The organism is Aeromonas sp. QDB34, assembly GCF_027705405.1.
GTDB lineage: Bacteria > Pseudomonadota > Gammaproteobacteria > Enterobacterales > Aeromonadaceae > Aeromonas > Aeromonas hydrophila.
The window spans coordinates 286,874-298,359 of the sequence record NZ_JAPDBT010000004.1 but is presented as its reverse complement, the minus strand read 5'-3'; the positions used below and the strand labels follow the sequence as shown (position 1 = coordinate 298,359).

At 63.0% G+C, this 11,486-nt stretch carries 9 protein-coding genes; 6 read left to right on the top strand and 3 right to left on the bottom strand.

Translation table 11 applies throughout. The features are described 5' to 3' along the window. Positions 1–118: 118 nt before the first annotated feature. Entirely contained in the window at positions 119–1,207 is a 1,089-nt protein-coding gene (locus OKC29_RS08925; RefSeq protein ID WP_073350634.1) for a hypothetical protein, read from the bottom strand. 254 nt (positions 1,208–1,461) lie between these two features. Between OKC29_RS08925 and OKC29_RS08920 the strand changes: the two genes are divergently transcribed. Further along, positions 1,462–3,723 (top strand): LTA synthase family protein, encoded by a 2,262-nt coding sequence (locus OKC29_RS08920; protein WP_073350636.1) that lies wholly within the window; start codon positions 1,462–1,464, stop codon positions 3,721–3,723. An 89-nt stretch (positions 3,724–3,812) separates the two neighbouring features. On the opposite strand, the gene OKC29_RS08915 is transcribed toward OKC29_RS08920, so the two are convergent. After that, positions 3,813–4,826, bottom strand: a complete 1,014-nt coding sequence (locus tag OKC29_RS08915) for a S66 family peptidase (RefSeq protein ID WP_073350643.1) — start codon at positions 4,824–4,826, stop codon at positions 3,813–3,815. Between the two features lie 265 nt (positions 4,827–5,091). Here OKC29_RS08915 and OKC29_RS08910 point away from each other — a divergent pair, with 265 nt between their 5' ends. The 5 genes from OKC29_RS08910 to cysG all read left to right on the top strand — a co-directional run bounded on the left by OKC29_RS08910 (position 5,092) and on the right by cysG (position 10,614). Further along, complete coding sequence (locus tag OKC29_RS08910; protein ID WP_016351054.1) at positions 5,092–5,934, top strand: patatin-like phospholipase family protein; 843 nt, start codon at positions 5,092–5,094, stop codon at positions 5,932–5,934. A 198-nt stretch (positions 5,935–6,132) separates the two neighbouring features. Next, positions 6,133–7,191, top strand: a complete 1,059-nt coding sequence (gene asrA, locus OKC29_RS08905; protein WP_073350645.1) for an anaerobic sulfite reductase subunit AsrA — start codon at positions 6,133–6,135, stop codon at positions 7,189–7,191. 1 nt (position 7,192) lies between these two features. After that, on the top strand, positions 7,193–8,029 hold the full coding sequence (gene asrB / locus OKC29_RS08900) for an anaerobic sulfite reductase subunit AsrB (RefSeq protein ID WP_073350648.1): 837 nt from the start codon (positions 7,193–7,195) through the stop codon (positions 8,027–8,029). Positions 8,030–8,040: 11 nt separating this feature from the next. Next, positions 8,041–9,051, top strand: coding sequence for a sulfite reductase subunit C (asrC, locus tag OKC29_RS08895; protein ID WP_058051680.1), 1,011 nt, complete (start codon positions 8,041–8,043; stop codon positions 9,049–9,051). A 171-nt stretch (positions 9,052–9,222) separates the two neighbouring features. After that, a complete protein-coding gene (gene cysG, locus OKC29_RS08890) occupies positions 9,223–10,614 on the top strand; it encodes a siroheme synthase CysG (RefSeq protein WP_073350650.1) in 1,392 nt (463 codons plus the stop codon). A gap of 88 nt (positions 10,615–10,702) precedes the next feature. Here the strand turns inward: cysG and OKC29_RS08885 are convergent, their stop codons facing one another. Further along, complete coding sequence (locus tag OKC29_RS08885) at positions 10,703–11,305, bottom strand: hypothetical protein (protein WP_073350652.1); 603 nt, start codon at positions 11,303–11,305, stop codon at positions 10,703–10,705. Positions 11,306–11,486: the final 181 nt, after the last annotated feature.

The window sequence follows — 11,486 nt, the reverse complement described above, 5'->3', positions numbered from 1 at the left end:
AGGGAAGTGAATATCTCACGTTGCTTGCATGAGGCGCTGGGGCACCCCATGCAACACGTAATTGGGACATAGCCTTTATATAGGGTGACATGAAGATTCGATATGAGTGCGGTTCTCCTTAACCCGCCAGGGTCGGTACCGGCAGCAGGTTGGCCCGGATCTCCTCGCGCAGCCCTTCCAGCCGGCTCAGCAGCGCCGCCTGACTTAAGCCCGCCTCGTCGGGGCCCAGGTTGTCCGCCAGCTCGGCGAAGTGTTCGGTCACCGCCTGCTGCAACCAGTCGAGCCGGCGCAGGGTGAGCGGGCCGCAGCTCTTACCGCTGAGATCGTCGGCAATGTCGAGCCGATGGCTGCGATACATGTCGCGCCACCAGTTGGCGGCGAGCGCTTCCTCGCTGGCCAGCGCCGAGCGCCACTCCCCCAGCAGGCTCTGCAAGCGGGCCAGCACGGGCGCACTCGCCCCCTCCCGGGTCAGATGTTGCAGCTCCCGCTGCGCCCAATTGATGCACAGGCCGCGCCAGTAACGAAACTGCGGCAGCGGATCCGGCTCGTCGAGCCACAGGCCCGAGAGGGTGCGGGTCTCCAGCCGCTCCGGCACGTGAAATGCGGGATCGGTGAGGCCGTTGGAGTTGAACTCATGGCGGGGGTCAAAGGGCCACATGTAGCCAAAGTCGAACACGCTGATCTGCTGGCCATCGTCGAGCAGGTTGCCGGGGCTCGGATCCCAGTCGAACCAGCCCCAATGGGCCAGCTCCGCCTGCACCGCCAGCATCTGCGCCAGGTTGCGCTCGTTCAGTTCATGCACCGGCACGCCCCGCAGCCAGGGGGAGACCAGCACGCCGGCCCGGGCCGAGCCAAAACAGGTACAGACCACGTTGGCCAGAATGGTGGGGTGCAACTCCCGCAGGGCCTCAATCTCGCGGCGGCGCTCCAGCTCGGTCAGGAAGGCGGTTCTGCCGTCCACGTTGGCCACCAGGGAGTCGTGCCGGCGCCGCTTCAGGCACCAGTGATGTCCCTCCACCTTGAGGTGGAACACCTCGGCGGTGAGGCCGTGACGATAGACCTTGAGCACCGCCGGATGATCCTCCTTGAGTCGCACCAGTTTGGCCACGGACAAGGGACAGTCTTGCTCGCGCCCGATCCGGATCTCCTGTTTGCTCTCCAGCATGCGGAGCAATCTTGCCTGACGTGCCGCTACTTTGGGATTCATACATGTACCTCCATCCATATTGAGAGACTAAGCAGCAAGGCAGAGGCAGGCCAGTGGCAAAGCGCCATGATGACGCTTTCATCACAGAATGAGTGCGGCCCCCGGATCGGGATCACAGTTTGCATGGTTTCACGGTCACGCAACGTTCATTGTTCGGTCATTAAATTGACAACAAGGAACAAGCCCATCACCATCGGGTCAAATTAAATGCAGCAGCCATGTTTCATCGTCACTCGCTCAAAGGATGAGCCCATATGAAAGCCCCCACTTCAGCGCGCTTGTCAGCCAGGGTGCCCGCTCTGCCCGCCGTGCTGCTCGCCCTGCTGGCCGCGCTGCTGCTGCTGACCCTGTTGCTGCCGCAGATCAACCCCGCCAGCTGGCTCGGTCGAGCCCAGCCGCTGGTGCTGGGGCCGGCGGACAACCCCATCGCCACCCTCACCCGTCACGCCCTGCTCTACAAGAGCGACAGCCGCGGCCTCTATCTGGTGGTGCGCAGCCAGTGGCAGTTGCGCGGGCCGCTGCAGGAGGGTGACAAGGTCAGGGTGGAGCTGCTCAATGAGAGGGGCGAGCGCATCGATCAGCTGAGCCAGCCGGTGGACAAGCGCCAGCAGTGCCGCAAGGGGCGCTGCACCCTGGATCTCAACAGCACCCTGCGCGCCCCCGATGACGCCCTGGCCAGCCGCTATCAGCTGCGGATCGGCCTGCTGCTCAAGGAGAGGCCGGAGAGCGGTGAGTTCAGCCAGATCCTGCAGACCCTGCCGGAGCGGGGTTTCAACCTCACCTATCTTTGCACCAGTCTGCTGCTGGTGCTGGCCCTGAGCGCCGCCGTGCTGAAGGTGGTGCTGCCCAGCCTCAGGCGCAATCTGCGCTGGCGCATCGCCGGCAGCCTGCTGCTCGGCAACCTCACCTTCGTGCTGCTGCACGGCTTCGTGGTGTTCAAGCTGGGGGAGTTTCTGCTCTGGTCAGGCTTTCGCCCGGAGCACTATTACCTCGCCTGGGGCAGCATGGTGCTGGGCTGGAGCCTCTGCGCGCTGGCGGGCTTCAACCTCTACATGGGGCTGGTGTTCACGGCGCTGTCCGGCATCGGGCTGCTGGCGAATTTCATGAAGATCGCCATCTACGGGGTACCGCTCGGGGGGGACGATCTCGGCAACCTGGTGGCGCTGCTGCGCATCCTGCTGGAGCAGCACCCGGTGCTGCCGCTGCTGGGCGGCGCGCTCGCCCTCTTCTTGTGCTGGCGCTTCGCCCTGTCGCGCTGGATCCTGCGCACCCTGGCCGCCACCGCCGCCTTTTTTGCGCTGTGCGTGTTCGCCACCCAGACCGGCAACAAGCTGCTGGGGCCCAACATTCGCTACGTGGACAGAGCGGTCAACTACCACAGGGACATCATCCGCTCGGGGCCCGGCCTCTATCTGTTCAACCTGGTGGACGAGATGCTGCAAAGTGGCAGCGTGTTTCGCTATCCCTTGCAGATCAACGAGTTCACCCCTCAGCTCAGCCACGTCAGCCTGAGCCAGCCGCCCCGCTTCGATCTGGTGATCGTGCTGCAATATGAATCCCTCTGGCTCGGCTGGCAGGGCAAGATCTGCGCGCCGCCCCCCACCCTGAGCCTGCCGGCCAGCGTGCAGCAGTGGCACAAGACCATCCACTCCCCCACCACCGGCGGCATGACGGTACTGGCGGAGTTCGAGATGAACACCGGCCTGCCGGTGGGGTTGCTCAAACAGGGGGTGGTGCCCTACTACTACCTCTCGGAGCAGGTGCCGGGCCTGGCGCAAAGTGCGAAGCAAAGTGGCTACCAGACCCTGTTTGCCCACCCCTATGTGGAGAAGTTCTGGGGCCGCGCCAAGGCGATCCCGGCCCTTGGCTATGAGGAGCGCTGGTTCGACACCCGCTTCACCACGCTCGAGCATAAGGGGCTCTATATCTCGGATGATGCCCTCATCGACCACCTGCTCAAGCGCAGCGAGCAAGATGAGCAGCCGCTGTTTGCCTACGCGGTCACCATGCAGGGGCACGGCCCCTTCGACGGGGATCGCTACCAGGCCCAGCAGCTCGACAAAGCCTGCCCGGATCAGAGCGACGCCGATCGCCAGCTGCTCAACACCTACTACACCGGCGTGGTGGATGCCATGGCGTCGCTGGAGCATCTGCTGACCAGCCTGGATCGCTCAGGCAAACGCTACCTGGTGGTGGCGTTTGGTGATCACCAGCCGTTCCTGATGTCCGCCGGCAAGGGCATTCACGGCGACAAGCCACCCCGCGATGCCAGCTACCAGATCCCCATGATGGCCTTTGCCCGTGCCGATGACTCCCTCAATCTGGCGACCCAGTTTGCCCCGGTGCGCCAGCTCTATCAGATGGGCCAGGCCACTCGCCAGCTGCTGGCGGGCGACATGACCCCCATCCCGGATCTGGCCCTGCTCCACCCGGTGCTGGGAGAAGAGAAGGGTTTCGATGTCGCTCCCCTGGTGCCGCAGATCCGCGCCAGCTTCCGGCCCGACTCCCTGCCCTGAGCCCCGCTACCGCGGGACAGATGACAAAGAGGTCGCCCAGGCGACCTCTTTGTTTATTTGCCGATACGGCGATGGCAGCCAACGCGGGCTCACTCGCCGAGCCAGGGCTCGCACAGGGTGAGACGCTGGGCATCGAGATCCAGCATAACCTCGATGCCAAGGGGCAGGGTCAGCATGGGGTGGGTGTGGGCGCAGTCATACTCCGCCAGAATGGGGAAGGTGGGCTCCCCCACCACCTCCAGCAGGATATCGAGCGGCCGCCGGCCGCTGCCCTGGCTGTCGAACAGCTCGTGTTTGCCGAGCACCAGGGCGCCGATCCGATCAAACACCCCGCACAGCTTGAGGTGGGCAAACGAGCGCTCCACCGTCGTTGCCAAATGGAGGCTGTCTTCCAGCAGCAGAATGTCCCCCTGCTCGATGGCCGGCATATAGGGGGAACCCCAGATCCCCGCCATCGTATTGAGGTTGCCGCCGATAAGCCGGCCCCGCACCCGACCGGTCCCCACCGAGATCAGCCGGTTTGGTTGGCACTGCTTGGCACGGGTCTGGTTCTCCCAGTCAAGCCGCTCCTCGGTCCATTGCGCCGGGGTCGGCACTGTGTGGGGCACGGCGGCGCCACCGGCCTGGCAGATCTGGCGAAAGCCCGCCAGCGTCTCGTCCACCAGCGGCGAGAGCTCGCCGAAAGAGGCCACCAGCGCCGGGCCGTAGAAGGTGACGAGGCCAGTGCGGGCATGAATGCCGAGCAGCAGGGCCGTCACGTCGGAGTAGCCAATGACTATCTTGGGATCGCGCTTGAGTGCATCAAAATCGAGGTGGGGCAGCAGGGAGTTGGAGTTGTTGCCGCCTATCACCGACATGATGCAGCGCACCTCCGGATCGCGAATCAGGGCATTGAGCTCGTCAGCCCGGGCGGCGATGGAGCCGGATCGCCAGTGATCCTGCTGGCCGGTGAGGCTGCCCGCCTTGAGTCTGAAGCCTTGCCCTTCCAGAAACGCCCCGGCACGGGCAAAGCGGTTTGGCGCCCAGGCGGTGGCCGCACTGGAGGGAGAAAAAAAGCCGATGGTATCGCCGGGCTTGAGCCCCGGCGGTTTGAGCAGAGCCATGAATTGCGTACTCCCTGACAGAGATGATGGGGCCCCGCTCCCGGGGCCGACGGACAAAAATCGTCTCCATCCTAGTCCAGTTCCAGCGAGCATCACAAGTGGTCACCTTGGGTCGTTTTGTTCATAAAAACAAAACGACTGATTTGAAATTGACAGATATCCCGAACAACATCCTCTGCCTAGAATGGCCCCACTCCGCTCGTCAGCCCCGCGCTGGCATTTTCGACACGACTCGGCACTGCCGGCTCAGCGATGAGGCCCCCATATGAACAGAACCACCTCTCCCCACGCATTGGTCGTCGAAGGCGGCGCCATGCGCGGTATCTTCGCCAGCGGCGTGCTGGATGCCTTCATCGAGCACGATTACCACCCTTTCGACTTTGCCATCGGCGTCTCGGCGGGCGCCACCAACCTGCTGGCCTATCTCGCCAGCCAGCATGGTCGCAGCCACGACATTCTGACCGAGCTGGCCTGTCGCCAGGAGTTCATGGATCCGCTGCGCTTCGCCAAGGGGGGCAATCTGGTGGATATCCACTGGCTATGGCACACCAGCTGTCGCAAGTACCCGCTGGACGTACACAGCTACCGGCAAAGCGGCATTCCCTTCTACGCGGTGGTGACCAACACCCTGACTGGCAAGGCGGAGTACATCCGGGTCAAACCGGAGAACATGAATGAAGTGCTGCCCGCCAGTTGCGCCATCCCTCTCGCCTCTCGCGAGTATCCGGAAGTGCACGGGGTGCCGATGACCGATGGCGGGGTGGCCGACTCCATCCCGGTGATCGAGGCCTACCGGCGCGGCGCCCGTCAGCTGACGGTGATCCTCTCCGAGCCGCTGGGCTACCGGCTCAAACCGATGCCCTTCCCCTGGATGATCCGCACCCTGCTCAAGACCCGCCCCGCGCTGGCGCAGGCGCTGGAACAGCGGGATCGCAGCTACAACGAAGCACTCGATTTCATCGCCCATCCGCCGGCGGACTGCCAGATCGAGGTGATAGCGCCGGCAGACTACTTCCCGGTCTCCCGCTTTACCCGTGATCCCGACAAGCTGGAACTCGGTTACGTGATGGGCAAGTGCGCCGGCTATCAGGCCGCCCTGCTCAATTGACAAGGGCTTTACAGGCATGACCCGACCTGCCGCGACGCACGCGCCGCCCACAACAACAATCGGGTCAATTGAGCAACATGAGTCATAAAAACAGACCGTGGCGAGGCAAGCGCGGCCAGCACAGGTGCCAGACACTCTGAGCGGTCTGCTCCTCATCCCTATGTCAGGGCCTCCCGCCCTCATACAAGGTGTTTATTTATGTCGTTTCTTCTCACCCAGCCCGCGCTGGCGCAGCTGTTCGAGCGGCTGCTACCCGATTACCGGATCATGGCCCCTGCGGCTGAATATCGGGGCGGTCGCTTCTCCGACACCGACAACGTCACCTACCACAGCATCCGCCATCCGGCCGATCTGGTGTGGCAGGAGAAGTCCCACTTCTCGCCGAAAGAGGTGGTGCTCCCCATCACCCAGACCCTGTTCCACTTCGACAATCTGGAGCTGCGCGAATCCAGGGTGGAGGCCAAGCCCACTCTGCTGTTCTTGCGCAGCTGCGATATCCACGCCCTGCGCCGGCTGGATCAGGTCTACCTCAAGAACGGCCAGAACAGCGACGTCTACTACGCCCGGCTGCGCAGCAAACTCAAGCTGGTGCTGCTGGAGTGCCGCGAGAGCTTCGAGAACTGCTTCTGCGTCGCCATGGGCAGCAATGAGACCCGGGACTACGCCGCCGCCATTCGTCTGAGCGATGAGGGTGCCCGCATCGAGGTCAAGGATCCCGAACTGCTCGGCTACTTTGCCGAGCTGGGCGAGCCCGACGACTTCACCCCGGAGTTTGTCCAGAGCAACCCGGTCAAGGTGCGTACCCCGGACAGCGTCTGTGACGATCCCCAGCGCATTCGCCAGATCCTCACCGCTCATCCAGTCTGGGCCGAGTACGACAGCCGCTGCATCGGCTGTGGCCGCTGCACCACCTCCTGCCCGACCTGCAGCTGCTACAGCGTGCACGACCTCACCTATGCGGAGAATCCCAAGCAGGGTGAGCGCCGTCGCCAGTGGGCCAGCTGCATGGTGGATGGCTTCAGCGACATGGCCGGTGGCCACGGTTTTCGCGCCAAACATGGCGAGCGCCTGCGTTATCGCGCCCTGCACAAGGTCAACGACTACAAGGCCCGTCAGGGGGCGGAGCACATGTGCGTCGGCTGCGGCCGCTGCGACGATCGCTGCCCTCACTACATCTCCTTTAGCAACATCATCAACAAGATGACCGATGTGGTCGAACAGACCATCGCGGCCGACCACGCGCAGGGGGCGAACTGATATGTGCCAGTGCCAACAAACCGCAACAGCAGAGCAGCAGGAAGTGGTTGAGAACCGCCTGCTGCCCAAGGCCTACACCATCTTGGCCATCGAACGCCACACCGAGCTGGAGTGGAACTTTCGGGTCTCCCGCGACTTTGATGTCCACTACGGCCAGTTTGTGGAGATCTCCCTGCCCACCGTCGGCGAAGCGCCCATCTCGGTCTCCGACTATGGCGATGGTTATGTGGATCTGTTGATCCGCAAGGTCGGCAAGGTCACCGATGCGCTGTTTGCCCTCGATGTGGGCGACAAAGTGTGGATGCGCGGCGTCCACGGCAACGGCTACCCGCTGGAGACCTACCGCAACCAGCACCTCATCGTAGTGGCGGGCGGCACCGGCGTCGCTCCGGTCAAGGGGCTGCTGCGCCGCTTTAGCAAACACCCGGAACAGGTGAAATCCCTCGACATGATCCTCGGCTTCAAGAACGAGCAGGCGGTGCTCTATCGCCACGAGATGCCGCTCTGGGCCGAGTACCAGAACCTTATCGTCACCCTGGATGAGGGTGAGGAGAGCGAGCAGTTTCGCATCGGCCGGGTCACCGACTACATCGATCAGCTGGATCTCGCTGACAAGGAGGATATTCAGGTGATCGTGGTCGGCCCCCCCATCATGATCCGCTTCGTGGTGCTCGCCTTCCTCGAGCGGGGCATCTCCAAGGATCGCATCTGGGTCGACTACGAACGCCGCATGGCCTGCGCCGTCGGCAAGTGTGGCCACTGCCGGATGGGCGACACCTATATCTGCGTGGATGGACCGGTCTTTCGTTTTGACCAGGCCCAGCATCTGATCGACTGAGGGAGAACACCATGAGTCTCGATATCGACATCATCAAGGCCCGCGCCAAAAACGAATACCGCCTCTCCAAGGTGCGCGGCGAGGCGATGATCAGCGTGCGCATTCCCGGCGGGATCATGCCCGCCCACCTGCTGGCGGTGGCCCAGCAAATTGCCGAACAGTATGGCAACGGCCTGATCCACCTCACTACCCGCCAGAAGCTGGCCATGCCCGGCATCAAGTATCAGGACATGGACAAGGTCAACGCCGCCCTCGAACCCTTTATCAAGGAGATCGAGGTGGAGACCTGCGGCATCGAGGTAGAGGACACACGCGCCGGTTACCAGACCATCGGCGGGCGCAACATCGTCGCCTGTCAGGGCAACACCATCTGCCAGAAGGGCAATATCGACTGCACCGGGCTGGCCCAGCGAATGGAGAAGCACCTCTACCCCAACCCCTATCACCTCAAGATGGTGATCGCCGGCTGCCCCAACGACTGCGCCAAGGCCAACATGGCTGATTTCGGCATTCTCGGCATCGCAAAGATCCACTTCAATGCCGAGCGCTGCATCGGCTGCGGCGCCTGCGTCAAGGCATGCAGCCACCACGCGGTGGATTGCCTCGCCATCAAGCATGGCAAGGCGGTCAAGGAGGAGAGCAAGTGCATCGGCTGTGGCGAGTGCGTGCTGGCCTGCCCGACCCTCGCCTGGCAGCGGGATCCCAAGCAGCTCTACATGGTCAAGCTGGGGGGCCGCACCAGCAAGAAGACCCCTCGTACCGGCAAGCTGTTCCTCAACTGGGTGACCGAAGAGGTGCTGCACGCGGTGATCAAGAACCTGTTCGAGTTTGAGGCCGAGATGCTGGATGGCAAGCCCATCTACCTGCACATGGGTCACCTTATCGACCGGGCCGGTTATCACAAGTTCAAGGAGCGGGTGCTGCGCGGCGTCACCCTCAACCCGGAAGCCATGGTCGCTGACCGCATCTTCTGGGCCGAAGATCAGTACGTCGCCAACATGCATGTCAAAGCGGTGCAATAGGAAAAACCTCGTTTGGGGAAGCTGATCATAGTGGCCGACAACCGGTGGGGATCTGTCGTTGGCCGGGCGTGGATCACGCTTCCCCCTTTTTCCTCTCACTGCACCTCAACCTCTTCTCCTCTTTTCGTCCTGCGCAGCCCGCCGCTGCCGGACCCGCATCCGGAGCCCGTTATGGACTTTCTCCCTCTCTTCTGTCAGCTGCAACACAAGCCGGTGCTTATCGTCGGCGGCGGTGAGGTGGCGGTGCGCAAGGCGCGCCTGCTGCTCGATGCCAAAGCCCGGGTGACCATCAATGCTCCCCATCTCGAACCCCAGCTGATGAGCTGGGCCGAGCAGGGACGGCTTACCGTCTGCGCTGCCGACTTTCACCCCGAGCTGCTCGATGGCAAATGGTTGGTGATCGCCGCCACCAACCAGCCCGAGGTCAACCAACAGGTTTTCAACGAAGCGAGCCTGCGCCAGATCTTCTGCAACGTGGTGGACTCTCCCGCCCATTGCAGCGCCATCATGCCAGCCATCATCGACCGCTCGCCGCTGATGGTGGCCATCTCCAGCGCAGGCGCGGCGCCGGTGCTGAGCCGCCAGCTGCGGGAAAAACTTGAAGCCATGCTGCCGCAACACCTCGGCCAGCTCGCGGCGCTGGCGGGCAAGCTGCGCGAGCGGGTCAAACTCATTCCAGACAAGCTGGCCCGCCGCCGCTTCTGGGAGCGGCTCTTTAGCCATGAGCGACTGGCATGCCAGCTGGCACGGGGCCAGCAGCAGGTTGCCGAACAAAGCATCAACGCACTGCTTGATGCATCTCAGCAGTGCCTCGGCAACGTCACCCTGGTGGGCGCCGGCCCCGGCGATGCCGGGCTGCTCACCCTGAACGGCTTGCAGCAGTTGCAGCAGGCGGATGTGGTGGTCTATGACCGGCTGGTCTCGCAGGAGGTGCTGGCACTTGTGCGCCGGGATGCCGATCGGATTTTTGTCGGCAAGGAGGCGGGTCGCCACTGCGTACCCCAGCAGGCGATCAACCAGCTGCTGCTGGAGCAGGCTCGCCTTGGCAAACAGGTGGTGAGGCTCAAGGGGGGCGATCCCTTTATCTTTGGCCGGGGCGGCGAGGAGCTGGAGACCCTGGCCAAAGCGGGGATCCCCTTCTCGGTGGTGCCGGGCATCACGGCCGCATCGGGCTGCGCCGCCTACAGCGGCATTCCCCTCACCCACCGTGATCACGCCCAGCGGGTGCAGTTCATCACCGGCCACGACAAGGAGGGCAATATCGCACAGGAATGGTCGGCGCTGGCGGCCCCTCGCCAGACCCTGGTCTTCTACATGGGACTGGCCCATGCCGGCCGCATTCAGGACGAGCTGCAGACTCACGGCCTGCCCGGTCACACCCCGGTAGCGCTGGTGGAGCAAGGCACCCACCTGCAGCAGCGGGTGGTACGCGGCAAGCTGCAGCAGTTGGCGCAGCTGGCAACCCAGGTCGGCAGTCCGAGCCTGATCATCATAGGTTCGGTGGTGACGCTGGCCGACAAGCTGGACTGGTACGGCGAAGCCAATACCCTGGCGGGGATGTAACCGCTCATAGCGCGCCCCTTCAGTAGACCAGTAAAAAAGCGACGCAGGCCATGGCCTGCGTCGCTTTTATCGGAGTTGGAAAGCGAATTTATTCAAAGGAGATAGGGCCGGTCGAGCCGGCATCCGTATCCTGCCAGCTGCTTTCGCTGCGTACTCGCGGATCGCCCTGCAGGGTATAGAGGATCATCCCCTGACGAAACTGCAGGGCACCGTCGGTGCGCTTGGCCTTCACCTTGACCTCGTTGACCCACACCTGCTCCTTGCCGTCGATCCGGATCTCGGCCACGGTCTGACCGGTGCCGCTGTTCTTGGCGGTCCACTTGCCCTGATAGGGAGAGTCCCCCTTGGCCATCGGCAACGCGGCCGCCTTGCCTGCCGACCAGGATTGCACGGTGCAAAGGCCGTTGGCGCGCTTGTCGTGCTTGATGGCGTAGTCGATGCTGGGCTCGCTGGTGGCGGAATCCGAGGTGATGCCGATCATGATCTTGCCGCTCTGGGCCGAATAGGCATTAGGGGCATCGGTTTTCAGGGTGGCCTTCTTGCCGTTGATGTAGACGCTTCCCCCTTCTCCCTTGACCTGGATATTCATGGGGCAGCTGGCGCTGAAGTTGGGCACGGCCGCCGCAACGCTGCCGGCATGGGCGGTGATGGCCAGGGTGATGATGGTCAACAGAGCTGATTTCTTGTGCATCTTGATACGCCTTGAGAGAGATGAAATGTCATCCGTGCCGGATGTCGTCCTGATGGCACACACTCTAGTGCTGACGACTCACCGCCGCCCAGTTAAAAAATATAAAATCGGCAACGGGCCATTATTAAAAAATATTAAAGATAACAATCAACAAGTTATGAGCATACATTGGCTCATTTTC